Origin of the sequence: Streptomyces sp. 15-116A (assembly GCF_025290915.1) — a bacterium.
Classification (GTDB): Bacteria; Actinomycetota; Actinomycetes; order Streptomycetales; family Streptomycetaceae; genus Streptomyces.
Genome location: NZ_JAOCQE010000045.1, coordinates 12303 through 34652 on the forward strand (window position 1 = coordinate 12303; position 22350 = coordinate 34652).

Sequence of the window (22350 nt, forward strand, 5' to 3'; positions counted from 1 at the left end):
CCATGGGGCACTACAAGTCGAATCTCCGCGACATCGAGTTCAACCTCTTCGAAGTACTGGGGCGCGACAAGCTGTACGGCACCGGCCCGTTCGAGGAGATGGACGTCGAGACCGCCAAGAGCATCCTCGAGGAGCTCACCCGCCTCGCGGAGAACGAGCTGGCCGAGTCCTTCGCCGACGCCGACCGCAACCCCCCGGTCTTCGACCCCGAGACGAACACCGCCCCGGTCCCCGAGTCCTTCAAGAAGAGCTACCAGGCCTTCATGGACTCCGAGTACTGGCGCCTGGGCCTGCCCGAGGCCATCGGCGGCACGACGGCTCCCCCCTCGCTGATCTGGTCGTACGCGGAGCTGATCCTCGGCGCCAACCCGGCCGTGTGGATGTACTCCTCCGGCCCGGCCTTCGCCGGAATCCTCTACGACGAGGGCAACGACGTCCAGAAGAAGATCGCGCAGATCGCGGTGGACAAGCAGTGGGGCTCCACCATGGTCCTCACCGAGCCGGACGCCGGTTCGGACGTGGGCGCCGGCCGCACCAAGGCCGTGCAGCAGGAGGACGGCTCCTGGCACATCGAGGGCGTGAAGCGCTTCATCACCTCCGGTGAGCACGACATGTCGGAGAACATCCTCCACTACGTGCTCGCCCGCCCCGAGGGCGCAGGTCCCGGCACCAAGGGCCTGTCCCTCTTCCTCGTCCCGAAGTACCTCTTCGACTTCGAGACCGGCGAGCTCGGCGAGCGCAACGGCGTCTACGCCACCAACGTCGAGCACAAGATGGGCCTGAAGGCCTCCAACACCTGCGAGATGACGTTCGGCGACCAGCACCCCGCCAAGGGCTGGCTGATCGGTGACAAGCACGACGGCATCCGCCAGATGTTCCGCATCATCGAGTTCGCCCGCATGATGGTCGGCACGAAGGCGATCTCCACGCTGTCGACGGGCTACCTCAACGCGCTGGAGTACGCCAAGGAGCGCGTCCAGGGCCCCGACCTGGCGAACTTCATGGACAAGACCGCGCCCAAGGTCACCATCACGCACCACCCGGACGTGCGCCGCTCGCTGATGACGCAGAAGGCGTACGCGGAGGGCATGCGCGCGCTCGTCCTCTACACGGCCTCGATCCAGGACGCGATCGCGGTCAAGGAGGCCGCGGGCGAGGACGCCACGACCGAGCACGCGCTGAACGACCTGCTCCTGCCGATCGTCAAGGGCTACGGCTCCGAGAAGGGCTACGAGCAGCTCGCCCAGTCGCTGCAGACCTTCGGCGGCTCCGGCTTCCTGCAGGAGTACCCGATCGAGCAGTACATCCGGGACTCCAAGATCGACACCCTGTACGAGGGCACCACGGCGATCCAGGGCCAGGACTACTTCTTCCGGAAGATCGTCCGCAACCAGGGCGCCGCGCTGAACTCGCTCGCCGAGGACATCAAGAAGTTCCTGGCCATCAACACCGGCGGCGAGGAGCTGGCGACCGCCCGCGAGCACCTCGCCAAGGCCGCCGTCGAGCTGGAGGCCATCGTGGGCCTGATGCTGACCGACCTCGCGGCGACCGAGCAGGACGTCAAGAACATCTACAAGGTGGGCCTGAACACCACCCGCCTGCTGATGGCCTCCGGTGACGTGATCGTCGGCTACCTGCTGCTCAAGGGCGCCGCGGTCGCCGCCGAGAAGCTGCCGACGGCCACCGGCAAGGACAAGGCCTTCTACACCGGCAAGATCGCCGCGGCGAAGTTCTTCGCGGCGAACGTCCTGCCCGGCGTCACCCTGGCCCGCAAGGTCGCCGAGGGCGTCGAGCTGGACCTGATGGAGCTGGACGAGGCGGCGTTCTAGTCCTTCCCTCCCCGGCCTCACGAGGGCCCGCTTCCCCTTGCCGGGAAGCGGGCCCTCGTCCGTCGTCAACCCGAGCTCATCCGTCGTTAAGGTGAACCCCATGAGCGCACCCTCCCGCTTCGACCGCGGCCACACCGACGACCTGATGACCTTCCTCGCGGCGAGCCCCACGCCGTACCACGCCGTGGCGAACGCCGCCGAGCGGCTGGAGAAGGCCGGCTTCAAGCAGGTCGCGGAGACGGACGCCTGGGACGGGACGAGCGGCGGCAAGTACGTGCTGCGCGGCGGCGCGATCATCGCCTGGTACGTCCCCGAGGGCGCGGCCCCCCACACGCCGTTCCGGATCGTCGGCGCCCACACCGACTCCCCCAACCTGCGCGTGAAGCCGCGGCCCGACAGCGGGGCGCACGGCTGGCGCCAGGTCGCCGTGGAGATCTACGGCGGCCCGCTGCTGAACTCCTGGCTCGACCGCGACCTGGGCCTGGCCGGCCGCCTGACCCTGCGCGACGGCTCGACCCGCCTGGTGAACGTCGACCGCCCGCTGCTGCGGGTCCCGCAGCTCGCGATCCACCTGGACCGCTCGGTGACGGCGGAGGGCCTCAAGCTCGACAAGCAGCGTCACATGCAGCCGGTGTGGGGCCTCGGCGACGACGTCACCGACGGCGACCTGATCGCCTTCCTGGAGGAGACGGCCGGCATCCCGTCCGGCGAGGTCACCGGCTGGGACCTGATGGTGCACTCCGTGGAGCCGCCGGCGTACCTCGGCCGCGACCGCGAGCTGGTGGCGGGCCCGCGCATGGACAACCTGCTCTCCGTCCACGCCGGCACGGCGGCGCTGGCGGCAGCGGCGGCCGGCCCGGACCTGCGGTACATCCCGGTGCTCGCCGCCTTCGACCACGAGGAGAACGGCTCCCAGTCGGACACCGGCGCGGACGGCCCGCTGCTGGGCGGCGTGCTGGAGCGCTCGGTGTTCGCGCGCGGAGGGTCGTACGAGGACCGCGCTCGCGCCTTCGCGGCGACCGTCTGCCTGTCCTCCGACACGGGCCACGCGGTCCACCCCAACTACGCGGAGCGGCACGACCCGACGCACCACCCGCGCATCGACGGCGGCCCAATCCTCAAGGTCAACGTCAACAACCGCTACGCCACGGACGGTTCGGGCCGCGCGGTGTTCGCCGCCGCGTGCGAGAAGGCCGGCGTGCCCTTCCAGTCGTTCGTCTCCAACAACGCGATGCCCTGCGGCACGACGATCGGCCCGATCACGGCGGCCCGGCACGGCATCCGCACGGTGGACATCGGCGTGGCGATCCTCTCCATGCACAGCGCCCGCGAACTGTGCGGCGCCCAGGACCCGTTCCTGCTGGCAGCCGCCCTGACCGCGTTCCTGGAGGGATAGTCAACTCCGGGGCGCGGCATGAGTGCTGACCCTCCGGGTACCCGGTGTCCACCGGAACGACCGGACAGGAAGGCGTGACTCATGGGCCTCGGCGGATGCATCATCCTCATCGCGGTGGGAGCCATCCTCACCTTCGCGACCGACTGGGACATGCAGGGAGTCAACCTGGACCTGGTCGGCATCATCTTCATGATCGTCGGCCTGATCGGCGTGGCGACGTTCAGCAGCATCGCCCGCCGCAGGCGCGTGGTGGTCCCCCCGACGGCCCCCATGGTCGACGACCCGGCCAACCCGCACCGCAGGGACGGCTACTCCAACGGCTACGGAGCGTGAGCCGCCCGCGGCTGGAGGGATGCCGCACGGCACCGGCCAAGGGGGGCCCACCCGTGTCGGTGAGCCCCCCTGTTCATCCCGCTGTTCAGAGCTTGCCGAAGCCGTAGCTCAGGAGCTTCTTCGCGTCCGCCTCGCGCTGGGAGGCCGACGACGACGCCAGCACCGTGCCGATGACCGTCTTGCCGTTGCGCGTGGCGGCGAAGACCAGGCAGTACTTGGCCTCCGGGCCGGAGCCCGTCTTCACGCCGATCGTGCCGCTGTAGTTGCTCAGCAGCGTGTTCGTGTTGGTCCACGGGGCCATCGTGCGGGTGCTGCCCGTCTTGGTGATGGTCTTCGCCGTGTACTTCTTCGTCTTGACGATCGAGCGGAAGGTCGAGCTCTTCATCGCGCTGCTGGCGATTTTCGTCAGATCGCGCGGCGTCGAGTAGTTGCTGCCCTTGCCGATGCCGTCGAAGGAGTCGAAGTGGGTGTTCTTCAGGCCCAGCTTCTTCGCCTCGGCGTTCATCTTCCCGATGAACGACTTCACGCGCGCCGAACGCGTCGAGCCCGTGCCGAACTTGTCCGCGAGCGCGTACGCGGCGTCGCAGCCCGACGGCAGCATGAGCCCGTAGAGCAGCTGGCGCACGGTGACCTTGTCGCCGACGATCAGGCGCGCGGACGAGGCGTTGTTCTTCACGATGTAGTCGCTGTACGCCATCTGGATCGTGACCTTGGCGTCCAGGTTCAGGTTCTTCTGCGCGAGCACGACCTTCGCGGTCATGATCTTCGTCGTCGAACCGGTCGAGCGGCGCGTGTCCGCGGCCTTGGTGTACAGCGACGTGCCGCTCGCGTTGTTCATCACGTAGCCGCCCTTGGCGACGATCGTGGGCGCCTTCGCGGCGGCCTGCGCCGGCGCCGCGTACAGGGCACCGGAGGCGAGCACGGCGCCGGTGGTCACGGCGACGCCGACGGCTCTGGTGAGGCGGATGCCCAAAATGCCGTTCTTCAAGTGAAATACCCCGATTACCGTGAATGGCCGTGCTGTGCGGCCGAGTTGAGGACGGCCACGCATACAAGGGCCGCATGTATCCGACGCACACCTGCGGTGGATGGTTGTGCGACGCGACGGACGGATTTCAGCGAGCGCTCTCCGCGGGCGCCGTACGGGCCCGTCCCGCGTCCGCATCATGGACGGATACAACCACGCGTACGTGTTGTATCTATCCTGTCGGCATGAGCCTGGCCGCCGTGAGACAACCGCCCGCCGCCGACCGCGTCTACACCCACGTCAAACAGGGCGTCCTGGAACGCCGTTACGAGGGCGGCACCCTCCTCACCGAGGGCGAGCTGGCCGAGGCCGTCGGGGTCTCGCGCACCCCCGTGCGCGAAGCGCTCCTGCGGCTCGAGGTCGAGGGCCTGATCCGGCTCTACCCGAAGAAGGGCGCCCTCGTCCTGCCCGTCTCCGCGCAGGAGATCGCCGATGTCGTCGAGACCCGGCTGCTGGTCGAGGAGCACGCGGCGCGCAAGGCGGTCCCCGCACCGCCCGGCCTCATCGAACGGCTGGAGGGCCTGCTCGCCCGGCAGAAGGAGCAGGCCGCCGCCGGCGACCTCGCCGGAGCCTCCGTCACCGACCGCTGCTTCCACGCCGAGATCGTGCGCAGCGGCGGCAACGAGATCCTCTCCCGCCTCTACGACCAGCTCCGCGACCGCCAACTGCGCATGGGCGTCGCCGTGATGCACTCCCACCCCGACCGGATCGCCAAGACCCTCGTCGAACACGAGGAGATCCTCCAGGCGCTGCGCGACGGCGACGCGGAGGCGGCCGTCGCGGTCGTGCACCGGCACGTCGGCTGGTTCTCCCATCTGGCGCGGGGGGAGGTGCGATGAGCAGCGCGGGTTCCACCGGGGTCCTGCCCGGTGATCCCCCGGGCGGACGGCGTGCCCTCGCGGTGTGGGGCATCGGCGTCTCGGTCTACTTCGTCGCCGTCATCTTCCGTACGTCCCTGGGCGTGGCCGGGCTGGACGCCGCCGACCGTTTCGACGTCAACGCCTCCGCCCTGTCGACGTTCTCGATCCTCCAGCTGCTGGTGTACGCGGGCATGCAGATACCCGTGGGCCTGCTCGTCGACCGGCTCGGCACGAAGAAGGTGCTGGGCATCGGCGTCGTGCTGTTCACGGTCGGTCAGCTCGGCTTCGCGCTGTCGCCGTCGTACGGCATGGCGCTCGCCTCGCGTGCGCTGCTCGGCTGCGGCGACGCGATGACGTTCATCAGCGTGCTGCGGCTGGGCACGCGCTGGTTCCCGGCGCGGCGCGGGCCGCTGGTCGCGCAGATGGCGGGGCTGGTGGGCATGGCGGGCAACCTCGTGTCCACGCTCGTGCTGGCCCGGCTGCTGCACGGCGTCGGCTGGACCGCGGCGTTCGCGGGCAGCTCGCTCGCGGGCGTCGTGGTGTTCGTGCTGCTCCTGCTGTTCCTGAGGGACCACCCCGAGGGACACGAACCCGAGCCCGTCGGGCACCAGGGCGTCGCGTACGTACGGCGGCAGATCGCGGCGTCGTGGCGGGAGCCGGGTACGCGGCTGGGGCTGTGGGTGCACTTCACCACCCAGTTCCCGGCGATGGTGTTCCTGCTGCTGTGGGGCATGCCGTTCCTGGTCGAGGCGCAGGGGCAGTCCCGGGCGACGGCCGGTGAACTGCTGACGCTGGTGGTGCTGTCCAACATGGTCGTCGGCCTGGTCTACGGGCAGGTCGTGGCCCGGCACCACGGGGCGCGGCTGCCGCTTGCGCTGGGGACGGTGGGTGCGACGGCGCTGCTGTGGGGGACCACGCTCGCGTATCCGGGGGATACGGCGCCGATGTGGCTGCTGGTGGTGCTGTGCGTGGTGCTGGGGGCGTGCGGACCGGCGTCGATGATCGGTTTCGACTTCGCCCGCCCGGCGAACCCGCCGGAGCGGCAGGGCACGGCGTCCGGGATCACCAACATGGGCGGGTTCGTCGCCTCCATGACCACCCTGTTCGCGATCGGGGTGCTGCTGGACGCCACGGGGGACGACTATGTCGTCGCCTTCTCCTCGGTGTTCGTGCTGCAGGTGCTCGGCGTCAGCCAGATCCTGCGCCTGCGCAGGCGGGCGGCGCGCAGGGAGGAACGTCTGGTCGCGAGCCGCGTGGAGACGGTGCACGTTCCGGCGTAGCCGCCGAGCGGTGACTCATCGGCTGTCCGTCGACTTGTCGGGCACGCCGCGACCGGCCCTTGGCACACGGGGCCCGCCTCGACACACAGGGCCGGCCTCGACCGGCCGAACACTCCGGGCCCGCCTCGGCCGGCAGGCGGCCGAGGCGGCAGGTGGCGTGGGCGGCGGCAGGTGGCATGGGCGGCATGGGCGGCATGGGGTCGGCCCGCCCCCGGCCCGGAGGAGCCGTAGGGCACCGAGCGCCGCGCCCTACTTCGTCACCGTGAAATTCCGCAGGATCGCCGCCGCCAGGCCCGTGTCGCCCTCCGTCTTCACGTGGTCCGTCACCGCGTCCGGGGTCACGCGGCCGCAGGCCAGGCGGAGGTAGGTCTCCCAGTCGAGGGTGAGGGTGACGGCGGGGCCCAGGGCGGGGGCGGTCTCCAGCGTGCCGCGGCCCTGGATGTCGACGCGGATCGTGCGCAGGAACTCGACGGGGCCGTGCACGTCGACGACCACGGCAGAGCTGCGCGGCGCCTGCGCCTTCTCCGCCACCACGTGGGGCAGCTCGTCGAGCAGCACGTCACGGGCGATGTACGCGCCGGGCGAGTCCAGGTTGCCGGGGCGGCCGAGTGCGCTGCGCAGGTCCTGTTCGTGCGCCCACACGTCGAAGGCGTGCCGGCGCATCGACTCCTCCAGCGTCAGCTCCGTGCCGAGCGGGCCGCGCACCTTGGTGCCCGGGTCGCGCGACTCGTTCCGCAGCTGGCGGTTGCGGCGGATGATCGTGTACTCGAGCTCGGCGGTCATCTCCGGCGCCGTGTGGTGGCGGCGGACGTCGACCTGCATCTCCATGTAGCGCTGGTGGTCGTTCGTGACGTGGAACAGGTCGCGCGGCAGCGTGTGGATGGGGCGGGGGTCGCCGAGCATCTCGCAGTCGAGCCCGATGACGTGAGAGACGATGTCGCGCACCGACCAGCCCGGGCACGGGGTCCGCCGGTTCCAGTCGGCCTCCGGGAGCGGCTGCACCAGCTCGGATATCGCTTCGATGGAGTGGGTCCAGGCGTCGGCGTAGGGCTGGAGGGTGGGATGCAGACTCACGGAACTTGGACCCCTCGGCGGTCGGTACACGGGCAGGTTGTGGCGGCGGTGCCAGTGGGCGGTGGCTGCACTGCGGGTGTCTCGGGAGGCTAAGTTACGCTGCGGAGAGGCACCCCGGCAGTGCTTTCGTGTGACGATCGTAGGCCCGTGTGGACGGGTCGAATGCCAGGACGGTGGTAGTGTGCGCGCTTCCTTGCTCCAAGTCGCCGTGAACGAGGACGAATCGGTCGAAGCGCGTCGGCTTCGGGTCGCCGGGATGGTACGTGATCAGGCCGGAGCCGATCTCGTCGTGCTGCCGGAGCTGTGGACCACCGGCGCGTTCGCCTACGAGGCGTTCGGGAGCGAGGCCGAGCCCCTCGAGGGTCCCACCTACGAGGCGATGGCCAAGGCCGCGAGCGACGCGGGCGTGTGGCTGCACGCGGGGTCCATCCCCGAGCGCGACCCGGACGGGCCCCTCTACAACACCTCTCTCGTCTTCTCCCCCTCCGGTGATCTGGCCGCCGCCTACCGCAAGATCCACCGCTTCGGCTTCGACAAGGGCGAGGCCGTGCTGATGGGTGCGGGCGACGAGCTGGTGACGGTGCGTCTGCCGGGAACCACGCTGGGCGTGGCCACCTGTTACGACCTCCGTTTCCCCGAACTCTTCCGCGGTCTCGTGGACGCCGGTGCCGAGACCTTCGTGGTGCCGGCGGGCTGGCCGGAGCGCCGACGGTCCCACTGGACGCTGCTGGCTCAGGCACGGGCGGTGGAGAACCAGTCGTTCGTCCTCGCGTGTGGAACGGCCGGGACACACGCCGGGGTTCCCCAGGCGGGTCACTCGATCGTGGTCGATCCCTGGGGCGAGATCCTGGCGCAGGCGGGCCCCGACGAGCAGACCCTGACGGTCGACTTCGACCCGACGACGGTCACATCCACCCGCGACCGCTTCCCCGCCCTGAAGGACCGAGTCCTGGGCCTGGAGCCCCCGCGCCGCTAGACCGCCGGGGCTGACGGGCAAACGTGGCTGAGGAGGCCGAAGGAGCTAGTGCCGCGGCACTAGTCGTCCCCGTCCTTCTCCGCGAGGTGGACCACGCACACCGCCACGGCGATCAGCAGGGCCGGGTCGGCGTCGTCGCGTACGACGTCCACGCCGTAGGTGTCGCGGATGCTCAGCCACCGGCGGGAGATCACCGCGAGCAGCTCGCCGTCGTACTCGACCGCGAACTCCCGGTCGAGGATCTTGCCGCTGACGTCGAGCTCGGTGCCGTCGACGAGGGACACGCGGTAGTGGTTGCGCAGCAGGGAGAGCCGTTTGCGGCGGATCTGCGCCAGCGGCTCACCGTCGCGCTCGATCACCATGGTGTCCCGCAGGGCGAGCATCTTCTGGTGGATGTCGATCAGGACGCGGCCCTGGGCGTCCTTCAGCTCGAAGGTGTCCCGCAGGCGCATGGCCTTGCCGTCGACGAGGTAGACCTTGTTGCCGTGGTCGTCCTCGATCCAGTAGTCCTCACCGATGCCGAGGAGCCGGTCGCGTACCAGGAATCTCATGGAACCAGGGCTTCCCCGGCACCCGCTCCGAAACGCCGCCGATAGGCCGACGGGCTGAGTCCCGTCTCCCGCCGCAGCCGGGCCCGCAGGTTCGCCGCGGTGCCCAGCCCGCTGCGCGCCGCCACCACGTCGAGCCGGGTCTCGCCGCGCTCGATGAGCCGGCACGCCAGCGCCACCCGCTCTCCGATCAGCCAGGCGAGCGGCGTCGTACCGAGCTGGGCGCGGAACCGCCGATGCAGCGTCGCCGGGCTCACCGCCGCCCGCACCGCCAGATCCGCCACCGTCAGCGGCTCGCCCAGCCGCTCCTGCGCCCAGGCCAGCAGCGGCCCCAGCGACTCGTCGGCCACCCGCGGCACCGGCCGCTCGACGAACTGCCGCTGCCCGCCGTCCCGGTGCGCGGCGAACACCAGGCGCCGGGAGACGGCGTTGGCGATCTCGGCGCCGTGATCGCGCCGCCAGATGTGCAGGCCGAGGTCGAGGGCGGCGGAGCTGCCCGCGGCGGTGAGGACGTCGCCCTCGTCCACGAACAGGACATCGGGCTCCAGGTGCACGCGCGGGTGCAGCTCGCGGAAGCAGTCCGCCCACATCCAGTGGGTGGTGGCACGGCGGCCGTCGAGCAGCCCGGCCTCGGCGAGCGCGAAGGTGCCGGTGCAGAAGCTGACGACGCGTGCGCCACGCGCGTGCGTGCGGCGGATCGCGTCGAGGACGGTCTCTGTGCGGGGCACGACGTTGTCCGGCCGCCCCGGGACGACGAGAGTGTCCGCGTCGTCCACGGCGTCCAGCCCCGGCACCCCGGTCATCGTGAAGAAGCGGTGGTTCATCGGCACCTCGGGCGTGGGCGTGCACAGCGTCACCTCGTACGGCACGTACGGCAGCCCCAGCTCGGGCCGGGGCAGCCCGAACAGCTCGGTGGCGACCCCGACCTCGAACGGATTGGTGCCCTCGTCGACGATCACGGCGACCCGGTGGGGACGCGGCGACTGAGAGGATCCTTGCGGCATGTGCGGTTTCTAGCACTGGTACGGCGCCGGCGCACTGCCGACGATGAGGACATGACCCAGGAATCGCACGTCTCTCAGGAACCGATCTCCCTCGACCGCGCGCTCGCCTCCTTCACGGACCAGTGGAGCCCGCGCATCGTCACCACCGTCAACGACTACGACGTCCGCATCGCCAAGGTGGAGGGCGACCACCTCTGGCACGTGCACGACGACACCGACGAGTTCTTCCTGGTCCTGGACGGCGAGCTGCACATCGGCCTGCGCGAACCGGCCGGCGAACGCACGGTCGTCCTGCCGAAGGGCTCGGTCTTCACCGTCCCGCGAGGCACCGAGCACAAGCCCTACGCCCCCGTCCCCACGGCGATCCTCCTCCTCGAACCGACGGGCACCCTCACCGTCGGCGACCGCCACGACGAGGTCCCGGACCACGTGGACGCGACGACGGGCCACGCGCTGACCTGAACGTTTCCCCAGCACTCGAACGAGTGAATGCCCCCGCATATGCCAGGAGCACCGACTCTGTGCGCCCTAGCTTGCGCTCATGGTCACCTCCACACACGAGGCCTCCCACCGGCTCTTCCAGGACCCTCCGGAGGCCCTCGCACCGGTCTTCGAGGCATTGGGGCTGCCACCGCCGTCGAAGGACGACTTCGGCGAACTCTCCCCCGACGCCACCGAGTTCCGGCCCCTGGAACGCCGCGTGGACACCGTGCTCGCGTACGAGCCGCCCATGGGGGACAACTTCCTGATCGCCGTCGAGGCCCAGACGAAGAAGGACCCGCAGAAGGCGAGGAGCTGGGCGTACTACGTCGCGTTCCTGCAGGCCAAGTACGACATGCCGGTACTGCTGGTGCCGGTCTGCCGGGACCGGGCCACGGCGGCCTGGGCGATGGGGCCCTTCGAGTGCACGGCCGGACCCTGGACGACCCAGGTGACGCGTCCGTTCGTGCTCGGACCTCAGACCGTCCCGAAGGTCACCGACGAGTCCACAGTGGCCCAACAGCCCGCTCTGGCGGCGCTGTCGGCCATCGTTCACAGTGAGGACCGGCGTGTGGACGCCATACTGGAGACGGTGGCTCGTGGACTCATGGCGTTCGCACCGGGCGTCACGGAGTACTGGTACGAGGTCGTGGAAGTCAGCCTGGAGAACACCCCGACGAAGGCGAAATGGAGGACGCTGATGCAGAGGGTCATCACTCACTTCCCGGGGCACGGGACGCTGTTCGAGGAGACGTACCTGGAGGGGAAGGCCGAAGGCAAGGCCGAGGGCGAGGCGCTCGGCGAGGCCAAGGGCGTTCTGCGGGTGCTCGAGGTGCGGGGAATCGCCGTGTCCGAGGAGATCCGTGAGCGGATCAGCTCCTGCACCGATCTCCAGGTCGCCAACGACTGGCTCGACCGGGCTGGCACGGTCGAGCGCGCGGACGAGTTGTTCACGGACGCCTGACGGACGGACTTGCTTCCGGGCGGGAGGTCGAGGGCGCCCAGGAAATTGGGACAGGATGCCTGCCCGGCCTTGCTCACCTGTGCTCGTACGCCTGTGCGTAAGATCGCTGCTGCACACGGGACTTGCGCGCACGGTGCTACGGCGGCGAGGTACGGCATGGCACTGCCCGGACAGTCGGGCTCCGCTCAGGGAGGCGGCCCGGACCTGCGCGTGTCCGCTCAGGGTCTGACCAAGCTGGCCGACGACCTCGATGGCATGCAGGACCACCTGGACAAGCAGGTCCGGCGCATGGACGCGCTCGTGGACCGCATCGAGGCGGGCTGGCGAGGGCCGGCGGCGACGGTGTACCGGGACTTCCACCGCGCCGCGGCCTAGGACGCCGTACGCATCCGCGACGTTATGAAGCATCTGGAGCGGGCCGGGCCGTACGCCTGAGCCGCTACGGCTTCTCCGAGGAGGACCTCGGCGTCGTCGCCCGCATCCGCCAGATCCAGGTGGACATCGGCAGCGAGGTCGACAAGCTCTCCACGCCGAACCCTGACGCCCCGCCACAGCCGCCGGCCCAGCCGCCGCGCAGCAGCCTCGACACGTACTGAGCACGTCCGACAGACATCGGGGGAGGCCGCCACGCAGCTGGTCGAGAACGTGCACCATCGGCATGCGGCCGGAAAGGGAGAGGGTGCGGACGACTTCGCGGCTGGCCTATGAGGAGGTGGCCAAGAAGTTCCTGGACGTGTGGGCCAAGAGCATCCAGAGCATCGGCGGCGTCTCGGTGGGTCTGACCGACACGGCCAACACGTATGTGGCCGCCGACTGGCACGCGCGGGGCATGTACGGGCCGCCGCCGCGCCGTGATCCCCCGATCGGGGTCGGCAAGGCCTCGTACGGTCCCGTCGCCTCCATCATGACCGACGAGTTCGACGACCACGACGCGGCCGTCGACGACTACCGCAGCGCCACCGACCCCCACCTGGTCGCCCGGCTCATCGGCGAACTGCCCGAACTGCTTGCCCTCGACCTCGACGAGTCCGACTACGCCACCGCCCCCCCCCGAACTCGGCATAGAGGTCGACCCACCGCCCCCGTACGCCCCGAGCGGCTGGCTTGCCCTGGTCGCGGGTCGTCTCAGCGGACCGCGCACGCCGTAGGTCCGCCGGCACCGCAGCCGCACATCGCGAAGAGCCGCGCGCCCCGGACGGGACGCGCGGCTCCTGTGCGGCCGGGAAATGTCTCTCTACGCCCAGGTGATCAGGCGCTTCGGCTGTTCCAGGATGGCTGCCACGTCCGCCAGGACCTTCGAGCCGAGTTCGCCGTCGACCAGGCGGTGGTCGAAGGAGAGGGCCAGGGTGGTGACCTGGCGGGGCTTCACCTTGCCCTTGTGAACCCACGGTTGGGGCTTGATCGCGCCGACCGCCAGGATCGCGGACTCACCGGGGTTGAGGATCGGCGTGCCCGTGTCGACGCCGAAGACGCCGACGTTGGTGATGGTGACCGTGCCGCCCTGCATCGCCGACGGGGAGGTCTTGCCCTCGCGGGCCGTGGCGACCAGTTCGCCCAGGGACTCGGCCAGTTGCGGCAGCGTCTTGGCGTGGGCGTCCTTGATGTTCGGCACGATCAGGCCGCGCGGAGTGGCCGCCGCGATGCCCAGGTTGACGTAGTGCTTGACCACGATCTCCTGGGCCGCCTCGTCCCACGAGGCGTTGATGTCGGGGTTGCGCTTGATCGCCACCAGCAGCGCCTTCGCGATCAGCAGGAGCGGGTTCACGCGCAGGCCCGCGAACTCCTTGTCCTGCTTCAGCTCCTCGACCAGCTTCATCGTGCGCGTCACGTCCACTGTCACGAACTCCGTGACATGCGGCGCCGTGAACGCCGACCCGACCATCGCCGCCGCCGTCGCCTTGCGGACACCCTTGACGGGGATGCGGGTCTCGCGGGTGGTGTCGTACGACGCCGGGGCGATCTGGGCCGCGGGTGCGGCCGGCGCCGGGGCCGGTGCCTGCACCTCCGGCTCGGGGGCCGCCGTGGTCGCTGCCACCGCCGCGTGGACGTCCTCGCGCGTGATGATGCCGTCGGGGCCGGTCGGGGTGACCGTCGCCAGGTCGACGCCCAGGTCCTTGGCCAGCTTGCGCACGGGAGGCTTGGCCAGGGGGCGCTGCTGGGGAGCCACCGAGGCGGGCGCCGGGGCGGATGCCGGGGCCGGGGCGGCGGGGGCGTGGCCGTTCAGCTCGCTCTGGATCGCGGCTGCCGCCGGGGCCTTGGCCGTCGTCGCCTTACGGGGTCGGCGGCGCGTGGAGGACGTCGCCACTCCGTAGCCGACCAGCACCGGCTGGCGGCCCGAGCCAGCGGCCTCCGCCTTCGGCTCCTCCCGCGGTGCCGTGGGCTCCTCGGTCACCGGCTCCGGAGCGGGCGCCTCCGCCCCGCCCGAGACGTCCACCGCGATGATGGACGTGCCCACGTCGACCGTGGTGCCCTCGGGGAAGTGCAGTTCGCGGACCACACCGTCGTAGGGGATGGGCAGTTCGACGGCGGCCTTCGCCGTCTCGACCTCGCAGACCACCTGGCCGTCGGTGACCGTGTCACCGGGCTGGACGTACCACTTGAGGATCTCGGCCTCGGTGAGGCCCTCGCCCACGTCCGGCATCTTGAACTCGCGTACGGACGCGTTCGTCATCGTCGTCACGACCCTCTCCTCAGTACGCCAGCGAGCGGTCGACGGCATCCAGCACCCGGTCCAGGTCCGGGAGGTAGGACTCCTCCAGGCGGGCCGGCGGGTACGGGGCGTGGTAGCCGCCCACCCGCAGGACCGGGGCCTCCAGGTGGTAGAAGCAGCGCTCCGTGATCCGCGCGGCGATCTCCGCGCCGGAACCGAAGAACACCGGTGCCTCGTGGACGACGACCAGACGGCGGGTCTTCTCCACCGACGCCTGGATGGAGTCGAAGTCGATCGGCGAGACCGAGCGCAGGTCGAGGACCTCCAGGGAGCGGCCCTCCTCGGCCGCCGCGTCGGCGACCTCCCGGCAGAGCTTCACCATCGGGCCGTACGCGGCCAGGGTGAGGTCCGTGCCCTCGCGCACCACCCGCGCGGTGTGCAGCGGGCCCGGGATGGCCTCGGTGTTGACCTCGGCCTTGTCCCAGTAGCGCCGCTTGGGCTCGAAGAAGATCACCGGGTCGTCGCTCTGGATGGCCTGCTGCATCATCCAGTACGCGTCGGACGCGTCGGAGGGGCTGACGATCTTCAGGCCCGCCACGTGCGCGAACAGCGCCTCGGGGGACTCGGAGTGGTGCTCCACCGCGCCGATGCCGCCGCCGTAGGGGATGCGCACGACGACCGGGAGCTTGACCTTGCCGAGCGAGCGGGCGTGCATCTTCGCGAGCTGCGTGACGATCTGGTCGTACGCCGGGAAGACGAAGCCGTCGAACTGGATCTCCACCACCGGGCGGTAGCCGCGCAGGGCCATGCCGATCGCCGTGCCGACGATGCCCGACTCGGCGAGCGGGGTGTCGATGACGCGGCTCTCGCCGAAGTCCTTCTGGAGGCCGTCGGTCACCCGGAACACGCCGCCGAGCTTGCCGACGTCCTCGCCCATGACGACGACCTTCGGGTCGGTGTCGAGGGCGCGGCGCAGCGACTCGTTGATCGCCTTGGCCAGGGCCATCTTCTCTGCCATGTCACTTACCCCCGTCCGCGTCCGCGAACGACGCCTGGTAGGCGGCGAACTGCGCACGCTCCTCGTCCACGAGCGCGTGTCCGTCCGCGTACACGTTCTCGAAGATGGCGAAGTGGTCCGGGTCGGGCATGGCACGGACCGCTTCGCGCACTCGTTTGCCCAACGCCTCGCTCTCGGTCTCGAGTTCCTCGAAGAATCCCTCGTCCGCGTGGTTTGAGGACTCGAGATACCGGCGAAGGCGCAGGATCGGGTCCTTCGCCTCCCAGGCCAGCCGCTCCTCGTCGCCCCGGTAACGGGTGGGGTCGTCGGAGGTGGTGTGGGCGCCCATGCGGTACGTGAATGCCTCGATCAGCGTCGGGCCCTCACCGCCGCGCGCCCGCTCCAGGGCCCACTTGGTGACCGCGAGGTTCGCCAGGACGTCGTTGCCGTCGACGCGCACGCCCGGGAAGCCGAAGCCCTGCGCGCGCTGGTACAGCGGGACGCGGGACTGCTTCTCGGTCGGCTCGGAGATCGCCCACTGGTTGTTCTGGCAGAAGAACACCACCGGGGCGTTGTAGACCGCGGAGAAGGTGAACGCCTCGGCCACGTCGCCCTGACTGGAGGCACCGTCGCCGAAGTAGGCGATGACCGCGCTGTCCGCGCCGTCCTTGGTGATGCCCATGGCGTAGCCGGTGGCGTGCAGCGTCTGGGAGCCGATGACGATCGTATAGAGCTGGAAGTTGTTGCCGTTGGGGTCCCAGCCGCCGTTGTTCACGCCCCGGAACATGCCGAGCAGGTTGGTCGGGTCCACGCCCCGGCACCAGGCGACGCCGTGCTCGCGGTAGGTGGGGAAGACGTAGTCGTCGTCGCGCAGGGCCCGGCCGGAGCCGATCTGCGCGGCCTCCTGGCCGAGCAGCGACGCCCACAGGCCCAGCTCGCCCTGGCGCTGCAGGGAGGTGGCCTCGGCGTCGAAGCGGCGGGTGAGCACCATGTCGCGGTACAGGCCGCGGAGCTCTTCCGCGGTGATGCCGGCGACGTACTTGTCGAACTCGGGGTTCTTGACGCGCTTGCCCTCGGGGGTCAGCAGCTGGACGAGGGCGGGCTCGGCGCTCTTCTTGGTCGTGCGGGTGGTGCGCTTGGTGCCGGCCTTGCTTCCGGCGCTGCGTCGCGGTGTGCGCGCGGCAGTGCTCTCCACGGTCACGTGTGCTCCTCCGTCGGTCCGGCCCCCGGGGTTGCCGGTAGGCCAGTGCGGCTCACCTGTTTCTCGACCACCGGGCACGGGGTGGGTGCCACTCGACCGGGAACAGGCGTGACAGGTGCCCCGGCGAGCGCCCTGCACTAAGCACGGTACCCAGTGCGGCACATTTCTGTGAAACCCCATCTGACCTGCGATTTTGCTTGGATTTCCAAGTAAATCGGGTAGCTGGGGAAGGCGCGCTGGTCACAGCCTTGCAGGAGGCCGGAGCAACGGCACGTTATCCCGGCCACCCCGGGCACGGGAAGAGCCACCGGCCGTGCGAAATGGCCACGATGATCACTTTGGGTGATGGGGTGGCACGTTGAGTGAAGAGACGCAGGTCACGGAGGGTGGGTGATCCAGCCGACACGTTGCGGATCCGATACCCGGCACGCGTGGCGAAGGCCCGCACGATCCAGACGACCGCGGCGAGGACCTGCCCCGCCCGGACGACCCACCTGGTCAGAGCACACCGGGCCCTCAAAACCACCCGGCCGGGGGCAAACGCGCTGCTGGCGACCACCCGGCCGGGGCAAACGCCCTGCTGATGACCACCCGGCCGGGGGCAGTCGTCCCGCTGACGATCACCCGGCCGGGGCAGTTGTTCTGCTGACGCCGAAGGGCGGGTCAGACGCCGCCCGCGCCGCCGACGTCGCCGCCGGTCGCGCCCTCGACGGTGCCGCCCGTCGGCTCCTCCGTCGGCGTGCCCGGGTCCGTGGGCTCGTCGGTCGGCTCACCCGTGGGCTCGCCCGTCGGCTCACCCGTGGGGTCGTCCGTCGGCTCGGTCGTCGGCTCTTCCGTCGCCGTCTCGGTCGGCGCCTGAGTGGGATTCTCAGACGGCGTCCACTCGCCGTCGCCGCCCGTGCCGGTGCCGGGGTCCGTGCCGGGGTCGGTCTGTTCCTCCGTCGCCTCGTCGGTCGGAGTCTCCTCGGACGTCTCGTCCTCGGTGGTCTGCGACGTGGCCGGCGGCTTGGTGGGGTCGTCGTCGCCCCCGCCCCCGCCGCTGTTGTTCAGCGCCAGCGCGACGCCCGCGGCGATGGCGATCACCGCCAGGACCGCGAGGATCCACAGCTTGCCGCGGCCGCTGCCCCGGTTGCCGTTCCCCTCGAAACCGCCGTCGTCACCGCCGCCGTACCCGGAGGGCATGACCGGCTGCGGGATCGCCGTGGTGCCGCTGGCGTCCGGGTGGGCCATGACCGCCGTCCCCGCGAAGCCGCCCGCGGGAGTGTGCCGGCCCTCGTGCATGTCGACCGGCCCGGTGTTCCAGGTGCCGGTGTGGCCGCCCTGCTCGTAGAGCATCTGGAGCGCGTACTGGACCAGCCCGCGCATCTCCTCGGCCGTCTGGAACCGGTCGTCCGGCTCCTTGGCGAGCGCGCGCATCACCAGCCCGTCGAGCTCCGGCGGGCACGCGTCGGAGGCCTCGGAGGGAGGCGTCGGGATGTCCTGGACGTGCTGGTAGACCACCGACAGCGGCGTCTCACCGGTGAACGGGGGCCGCAGCGCCAGCAGTTCGTACATCAGGCAGCCGGTCGCGTACAGGTCGGAGCGGTGGTCGACGGCCTTGCCGAGCGCCTGCTCCGGGGAGAGGTACTGCGGCGTGCCCATGACCATGCCGGTCTGCGTCATCGTCGTGGACGCGCCGTGCAGCGCGCGGGCGATGCCGAAGTCCATCACCTTCACGGCGCCGTTGTTGGTGATGATGACGTTGGCCGGCTTGATGTCGCGGTGCACGATGCCGTGCTGGTGCGAGTAGGCGAGCGCCTCCAGCACACCGGAGACGATGATCAGCGCCTGCTCGGGGCCCGGCGCCTCGGCGTTCATCAGCAGATCGCGGATGGTGCGGCCCTCGACCAGCTCCATCACGATGTACGGCACGGACTGGCCGCCGATGAAGTCCTCGCCGGAGTCGTACACGGCGACGATGGCGTGGTGGTTGAGACCGGCCACCGACTGTGCCTCGCGCGTGAAGCGGGCCTTGGCCACCGCGTCCTCGGCGAGATCGGACTTCAGCAGTTTGATGGCGACCGTACGCCCCAGCCGTACGTCCTCGGCCGCGTACACCTCGGCCATGCCGCCCCGGCCTAGTCTGCGCGTCAGCCGGTACCGGCCGTCGCCGACCAGCCCGCCGTTACCCCAGCTGTCCGGCGCGTCCGACATGCCGCCGCCAGTCGCCTCGGGGTCGGACGGGCCCTGAGCGCGCTGCTGCTGTGCCATCAGTCCTCGCCGTCGTTTCTGCCCGCGGTGCGCGCGGTGTTGTTACGGTCTCCGTCGGCCACGCTACAGCCTCTGCGCAAGGCTCCGGTCCGAGACGGGTCACCGGAAGGGGCACAAGACGGACCGGTCATCAAACCCGCCCCCCGTACTGTCGTGCAAATTCTGTGTACCGCCCGTACGACCCCTGTAACGCTTCCGCGACGCTTCTTTCGCGTACGGTCACGGAACGGGCACCGCGCTTGACGTGTCAGTGGCCTGGGGCAGACTTGGCCGGGAATAGCACATTGGATCTACGGCAGATTCGACAGATCAGTCACCGACGACGGCGCCGGAGAGGCTACGGGGGACGCGGAACATGAGCCAGGACGGCGCACAGAGCCAGAACGCGGGGCGCGCGCTCGCCGGCGGACGTTACCAACTGCGGGACCTGCTCGGCCAGGGTGGCATGGCGTCCGTGCACCTCGCCTACGACAGCGTGCTGGACCGTCAGGTCGCCATCAAGACGTTGCACACGGAACTCGGCCGCGAGCAGGCGTTCCGTGAGCGCTTCCGCCGCGAGGCCCAGTCCGTGGCGAAGCTCACGCACACCAACATCGTGTCGGTCTTCGACACCGGCGAGGACGACCTCGACGGGATGACCACGCCGTACATCGTCATGGAGTACGTCGAGGGCCGCCCGCTCGGCTCCGTGCTCGACGAGGACGTACGGCAGCACGGCGCGATGCCCGCGGACAAGGCGCTGAAGATCACCGCCGATGTGCTGGCGGCGCTGGAGATCAGCCACGAGATGGGGCTGGTCCACCGCGACATCAAGCCGGGCAACGTGATGATGACCAAGCGCGGCGTGGTCAAGGTCATGGACTTCGGCATCGCGCGGGCCATGCAGTCCGGTGTCACCTCGATGACGCAGACCGGCATGGTCGTCGGCACCCCGCAGTACCTGTCGCCGGAGCAGGCGCTGGGCCGGGGCGTGGACGCCCGCTCCGACCTCTACTCGGTCGGCATCATGCTGTTCCAGCTGGTCACCGGGCGGCTGCCGTTCGACGCGGACTCGCCGCTGGCGATCGCGTACGCGCACGTGCAGGAGGAGCCGCCGGTCCCCTCCTCCATCAACCGCGCGCTGCCGCCGGCCGTGGACGCGCTGATCGCGCGGGCGCTGAAGAAGAACCCCAACGAGCGTTTCCCCAGCGCGGAGGCCATGCGCACCGAGTGCCTCCGGGTCGCGCAGTCCTTCCACCCGGCCCCGCCGCAGATCGTGCCGGGCACGCAGGCGCCCAGCGGCGCGGGCGTCGGCTCCGCGGTGTTCCCGCCGATCGACCAGTCGACCCCGGCCCCGACGGGCAACGTCCAGACGCCCTACCAGCCGACGCCACCCCCGAACCCGTACGGCACCCCGACCCCGTCCCCGGCGTACGGCTACCCCCAGCAGGCCGGCTACCAGACGCCCGCCCCGTCGGCGTACACCCCGCAGCAGGGCCCGTCGACCCCGCCGCCGTACAACATCACGCCTCAGTCCCCGTCGGCCCCCGGCCGCCGCAACAATAAGCCGGTGATCATCGGCTCGGCCATCGTCGCGGTCATCGCGGCGGGTGGGTTGATCGCGGCGCTGCTGATGAACGGCGGCGGGGAGGAAGACCCCCAGGCGGGCGGCGGCGCTTCGGCTTCGGCGTCGGCGAGCAAGGCTCCGGGGTACCGGGGCCCGGACCCGACGAAGACCATCGAGAAGGAGAAGTGCACCGAGCCGCTGGAGTCGAACAACGACCCTGAGAAGATCCAGCTGCCGAGCTTCAAGTTCAAGAACATCAAGTCGGTCAAGGAATGCTTCCAGGCGGCCGGCTGGCAGTACGAGGTGATCGACGTCGACGAGAACACCTACGGTGACGGCACGGTCATGAAGCAGTACCCGGAGGCGGACACGGATGTCGCCGAGGACGACGTGCCGAAGATCCAGCTCTACGTGTCGACGGGCAATCCTGCTCAGTGAGGCGGGGAGTACGCCTGGTACCGCATTCCGGCCCGGACCACCGCATGCGGTGATCGCGGTGCATGGAGGTGGCGCGGGAACGCTCGGCCCCCGAATCGGAGACGAGCGTTCCCACACCCATCGGGATCAGTAGTACGTGTTGCCGTCCCAGTCGGACTCGTCGCAGCCCAGCGCCGTGCTGCCTTCGAAGACGCAGACCTGTACGCGCAGCGCCCAGATGCCGCGGGTGTCCGTCAGGGAGGTCACCCACTCGCCGACGGTGCCGGCACCGGTGGTGACGGAGCGCCAGGCGTAGCTCGTGGTGACGCGGTCCGGGGTCAGGGACTGCACCCGGATGCGGACGTGGTGCCCGTCGGCGTCCTCGTCGACCAGCTTCAGGTAGATCTGGTTGGCCTTGGTCTTGCTCGAGTAGTAGAAGTCCCCGCTGCCATAGGCCCCGGGGATCCTCTCGGAGACCCCGCCGGCGGCTGCGGGGCTCGCGGAGAAAGCGATGGCGCTCAGTGCGGCGGCGCCCACGGCGAGCATCCGGCCGAGATTCTTCTTCACAGGATTCCTCTGGGTTCAAGATCGATTTCTTGCCAGCGGAATCCTATGGATGGCATGCCCATGCCGTTCACTGAATCTCCACCATGTGACGGGTGTAACACACCATCAGGAGCCCCTACCCCGGGAGCACTCTCGGGGTTCGCAGTCGCGTCGGAAGCCGCCCTACAGATACGGCCCACCCGAGCGGCCGCCCGGGTGGGGATCTTCGTGGCCCTCGCCCACGCCCGGTGGGAGGGCGCGGCGCATCTGTTCGAGCTGGGCGCGGGCGGCCATCTGCTGGGCGAACAGGGTGGTCTGGATGCCGTGGAACAGGCCCTCCAGCCAGCCCACCAACTGCGCCTGAGCGATCCGCAGTTCCGCGTCACTCGGGGTGGCCTCGTCCGTGAAGGGCAGGGAGAGCCGCTCCAGCTCCTCGACCAGCTCAGGCGCCAGGCCGTCCTCCAGCTCCTTCACCGAGCTGGCGTGGATCTCCTTGAGCCGGACCCGGCTGGCCTCGTCGAGAGGAGCGGCGCGCACCTCCTCCAGCAGCTGCTTGATCATGCTGCCGATCCGCATGACCTTCGCGGGCTGCTCCACCTGCTCCGTCACCGGGGTCTCGCGGGAGTCCTCGTCTCCGTTGCCGCCGCCAAGCGCCATACCGTCCTGGCCGACGACCAGGATCTGGGGGTTCTCCGGCGACCGTTCGTTCCTCGGCATCTCCATGCGGCCATTCTCTCGCACGTGTCCCTGTCCCTTCCGTGGTGCCCCCGCGCGGTACTGATCCACCGTGGCCTCACCGGGTAGACCTGTTGGGTGCATCCGGAATGCCGGGTTGGTGCGTGAATGGGAGGCTTGTGGGCGTCCATCCGGCATCTTGCCGACGGTGTGCACGAGCACCGGTCGGCGCGGGAGGTCACGGTCGTGACTCCATGGCTGCGTACAGCGGGGGCGGCGGGGGTGGGGGTTGCTCTG

At 70.1% G+C, this 22350-nt stretch carries 21 protein-coding genes and 1 pseudogene; 11 read left to right on the top strand and 11 right to left on the bottom strand.

Annotation, left to right across the window (positions count from 1 at the left end):
* The first annotated feature begins 2 nt into the window (after positions 1-2).
* The 3 genes from N4P33_RS11140 to N4P33_RS11150 all read left to right on the top strand — a co-directional run bounded on the left by N4P33_RS11140 (position 3) and on the right by N4P33_RS11150 (position 3558).
* Positions 3-1829, top strand: a complete 1827-nt coding sequence (locus N4P33_RS11140; protein WP_260826197.1) for an acyl-CoA dehydrogenase — start codon at positions 3-5, stop codon at positions 1827-1829.
* Between the two features lie 100 nt (positions 1830-1929).
* Entirely contained in the window at positions 1930-3225 is a 1296-nt protein-coding gene (locus tag N4P33_RS11145) for a M18 family aminopeptidase (RefSeq protein WP_260826198.1), read from the top strand.
* Positions 3226-3306: 81 nt separating this feature from the next.
* Positions 3307-3558 (top strand): DUF6458 family protein, encoded by a 252-nt coding sequence (locus N4P33_RS11150; protein WP_260826199.1) that lies wholly within the window; start codon positions 3307-3309, stop codon positions 3556-3558.
* 85 nt (positions 3559-3643) lie between these two features.
* Here the strand turns inward: N4P33_RS11150 and N4P33_RS11155 are convergent, their stop codons facing one another.
* Positions 3644-4546, bottom strand: a complete 903-nt coding sequence (locus tag N4P33_RS11155; protein WP_260826200.1) for a D-alanyl-D-alanine carboxypeptidase family protein — start codon at positions 4544-4546, stop codon at positions 3644-3646.
* A 224-nt stretch (positions 4547-4770) separates the two neighbouring features.
* Here N4P33_RS11155 and N4P33_RS11160 point away from each other — a divergent pair, with 224 nt between their 5' ends.
* Both N4P33_RS11160 and N4P33_RS11165 read left to right on the top strand, forming a co-directional pair.
* Positions 4771-5424, top strand: coding sequence for a GntR family transcriptional regulator (locus N4P33_RS11160; protein WP_260826201.1), 654 nt, complete (start codon positions 4771-4773; stop codon positions 5422-5424).
* Entirely contained in the window at positions 5421-6725 is a 1305-nt protein-coding gene (locus N4P33_RS11165) for a nitrate/nitrite transporter (protein ID WP_260826202.1), read from the top strand. The genes N4P33_RS11160 and N4P33_RS11165 overlap by 4 nt, the downstream gene beginning before the upstream one ends.
* Before the next feature lie 249 nt (positions 6726-6974).
* Here the strand turns inward: N4P33_RS11165 and N4P33_RS11170 are convergent, their stop codons facing one another.
* A complete protein-coding gene (locus tag N4P33_RS11170; RefSeq protein WP_260826203.1) occupies positions 6975-7799 on the bottom strand; it encodes a maleylpyruvate isomerase family mycothiol-dependent enzyme in 825 nt (274 codons plus the stop codon).
* 181 nt (positions 7800-7980) lie between these two features.
* Between N4P33_RS11170 and N4P33_RS11175 the strand changes: the two genes are divergently transcribed.
* A complete protein-coding gene (locus N4P33_RS11175) occupies positions 7981-8775 on the top strand; it encodes a carbon-nitrogen family hydrolase (RefSeq protein WP_260826204.1) in 795 nt (264 codons plus the stop codon).
* A gap of 59 nt (positions 8776-8834) precedes the next feature.
* Here the strand turns inward: N4P33_RS11175 and N4P33_RS11180 are convergent, their stop codons facing one another.
* Complete coding sequence (locus tag N4P33_RS11180) at positions 8835-9326, bottom strand: LURP-one-related/scramblase family protein (protein WP_260826205.1); 492 nt, start codon at positions 9324-9326, stop codon at positions 8835-8837.
* The gene (locus N4P33_RS11185; protein ID WP_260826206.1) at positions 9323-10327 is read right to left on the bottom strand and encodes a GlxA family transcriptional regulator; all 1005 of its coding nucleotides are present in this window, start codon (positions 10325-10327) and stop codon (positions 9323-9325) included. The genes N4P33_RS11180 and N4P33_RS11185 overlap by 4 nt, the downstream gene beginning before the upstream one ends.
* Positions 10328-10378: 51 nt before the next feature.
* On the opposite strand from N4P33_RS11185, the gene N4P33_RS11190 reads away from it, so the two are divergent.
* The 3 genes from N4P33_RS11190 (at position 10379) to N4P33_RS35665 (ending at position 12146) form a co-directional block, all read left to right on the top strand.
* A complete protein-coding gene (locus N4P33_RS11190) occupies positions 10379-10789 on the top strand; it encodes a cupin domain-containing protein (RefSeq protein ID WP_260826207.1) in 411 nt (136 codons plus the stop codon).
* Between the two features lie 79 nt (positions 10790-10868).
* Positions 10869-11771, top strand: a complete 903-nt coding sequence (locus tag N4P33_RS11195; RefSeq protein ID WP_260826208.1) for a hypothetical protein — start codon at positions 10869-10871, stop codon at positions 11769-11771.
* Positions 11772-11927: 156 nt separating this feature from the next.
* Positions 11928-12146 carry a WXG100 family type VII secretion target gene (locus N4P33_RS35665; protein ID WP_399029226.1) on the top strand — a complete coding sequence of 73 codons (219 nt, stop codon included), beginning with the start codon at positions 11928-11930 and terminating at the stop codon, positions 12144-12146.
* A 64-nt stretch (positions 12147-12210) separates the two neighbouring features.
* Here N4P33_RS35665 and N4P33_RS35670 read toward each other — a convergent pair whose 3' ends face one another.
* The gene (locus N4P33_RS35670) at positions 12211-12384 is read right to left on the bottom strand and encodes a hypothetical protein (protein ID WP_399029228.1); all 174 of its coding nucleotides are present in this window, start codon (positions 12382-12384) and stop codon (positions 12211-12213) included.
* A 291-nt stretch (positions 12385-12675) separates the two neighbouring features.
* Here N4P33_RS35670 and N4P33_RS35675 point away from each other — a divergent pair.
* A pseudogene (locus tag N4P33_RS35675) lies at positions 12676-12750 on the top strand (hypothetical protein); the annotation flags it as partial.
* A 255-nt stretch (positions 12751-13005) separates the two neighbouring features.
* Here N4P33_RS35675 and N4P33_RS11210 read toward each other — a convergent pair.
* From N4P33_RS11210 to N4P33_RS11225, 4 genes are all read right to left on the bottom strand, one after another.
* On the bottom strand, positions 13006-14451 hold the full coding sequence (locus tag N4P33_RS11210) for a dihydrolipoamide acetyltransferase family protein (RefSeq protein ID WP_260826209.1): 1446 nt from the start codon (positions 14449-14451) through the stop codon (positions 13006-13008).
* 10 nt (positions 14452-14461) lie between these two features.
* Positions 14462-15439 (bottom strand): alpha-ketoacid dehydrogenase subunit beta, encoded by a 978-nt coding sequence (locus N4P33_RS11215; protein WP_260826210.1) that lies wholly within the window; start codon positions 15437-15439, stop codon positions 14462-14464.
* Between the two features lies 1 nt (position 15440).
* The gene (gene pdhA / locus N4P33_RS11220) at positions 15441-16619 is read right to left on the bottom strand and encodes a pyruvate dehydrogenase (acetyl-transferring) E1 component subunit alpha (RefSeq protein WP_260826211.1); all 1179 of its coding nucleotides are present in this window, start codon (positions 16617-16619) and stop codon (positions 15441-15443) included.
* Between the two features lie 663 nt (positions 16620-17282).
* Complete coding sequence (locus N4P33_RS11225; RefSeq protein ID WP_260826212.1) at positions 17283-18869, bottom strand: protein kinase domain-containing protein; 1587 nt, start codon at positions 18867-18869, stop codon at positions 17283-17285.
* 355 nt (positions 18870-19224) lie between these two features.
* Between N4P33_RS11225 and N4P33_RS11230 the strand changes: the two genes are divergently transcribed.
* The gene (locus N4P33_RS11230; protein ID WP_260826213.1) at positions 19225-20853 is read left to right on the top strand and encodes a protein kinase domain-containing protein; all 1629 of its coding nucleotides are present in this window, start codon (positions 19225-19227) and stop codon (positions 20851-20853) included.
* Positions 20854-20979: 126 nt separating this feature from the next.
* Here N4P33_RS11230 and N4P33_RS11235 read toward each other — a convergent pair whose 3' ends face one another.
* Both N4P33_RS11235 and N4P33_RS11240 read right to left on the bottom strand, forming a co-directional pair.
* Complete coding sequence (locus tag N4P33_RS11235; protein ID WP_260826214.1) at positions 20980-21399, bottom strand: hypothetical protein; 420 nt, start codon at positions 21397-21399, stop codon at positions 20980-20982.
* Positions 21400-21561: 162 nt separating this feature from the next.
* Positions 21562-22101, bottom strand: coding sequence for a bacterial proteasome activator family protein (locus N4P33_RS11240; protein WP_260826215.1), 540 nt, complete (start codon positions 22099-22101; stop codon positions 21562-21564).
* Positions 22102-22350: the final 249 nt, after the last annotated feature.

Coding starts and splice junctions, on each gene's coding strand:
- N4P33_RS11140 (WP_260826197.1), top strand. CDS start 3: ATGGGGCACTACAAGTCGAATCTCCGCGACATCGAGTTCAACCTCTTC.
- N4P33_RS11145 (WP_260826198.1), top strand. CDS start 1,930: ATGAGCGCACCCTCCCGCTTCGACCGCGGCCACACCGACGACCTGATG.
- N4P33_RS11150 (WP_260826199.1), top strand. CDS start 3,307: ATGGGCCTCGGCGGATGCATCATCCTCATCGCGGTGGGAGCCATCCTC.
- N4P33_RS11160 (WP_260826201.1), top strand. CDS start 4,771: ATGAGCCTGGCCGCCGTGAGACAACCGCCCGCCGCCGACCGCGTCTAC.
- N4P33_RS11165 (WP_260826202.1), top strand. CDS start 5,421: ATGAGCAGCGCGGGTTCCACCGGGGTCCTGCCCGGTGATCCCCCGGGC.
- N4P33_RS11180 (WP_260826205.1), bottom strand. CDS start 9,326: ATGAGATTCCTGGTACGCGACCGGCTCCTCGGCATCGGTGAGGACTAC.
- N4P33_RS11185 (WP_260826206.1), bottom strand. CDS start 10,327: ATGCCGCAAGGATCCTCTCAGTCGCCGCGTCCCCACCGGGTCGCCGTG.
- N4P33_RS11190 (WP_260826207.1), top strand. CDS start 10,379: ATGACCCAGGAATCGCACGTCTCTCAGGAACCGATCTCCCTCGACCGC.
- N4P33_RS11195 (WP_260826208.1), top strand. CDS start 10,869: ATGGTCACCTCCACACACGAGGCCTCCCACCGGCTCTTCCAGGACCCT.
- N4P33_RS35665 (WP_399029226.1), top strand. CDS start 11,928: ATGGCACTGCCCGGACAGTCGGGCTCCGCTCAGGGAGGCGGCCCGGAC.
- N4P33_RS35670 (WP_399029228.1), bottom strand. CDS start 12,384: ATGTCTGTCGGACGTGCTCAGTACGTGTCGAGGCTGCTGCGCGGCGGC.
- N4P33_RS11215 (WP_260826210.1), bottom strand. CDS start 15,439: ATGGCAGAGAAGATGGCCCTGGCCAAGGCGATCAACGAGTCGCTGCGC.
- N4P33_RS11225 (WP_260826212.1), bottom strand. CDS start 18,869: ATGGCACAGCAGCAGCGCGCTCAGGGCCCGTCCGACCCCGAGGCGACT.
- N4P33_RS11230 (WP_260826213.1), top strand. CDS start 19,225: ATGAGCCAGGACGGCGCACAGAGCCAGAACGCGGGGCGCGCGCTCGCC.
- N4P33_RS11240 (WP_260826215.1), bottom strand. CDS start 22,101: ATGGAGATGCCGAGGAACGAACGGTCGCCGGAGAACCCCCAGATCCTG.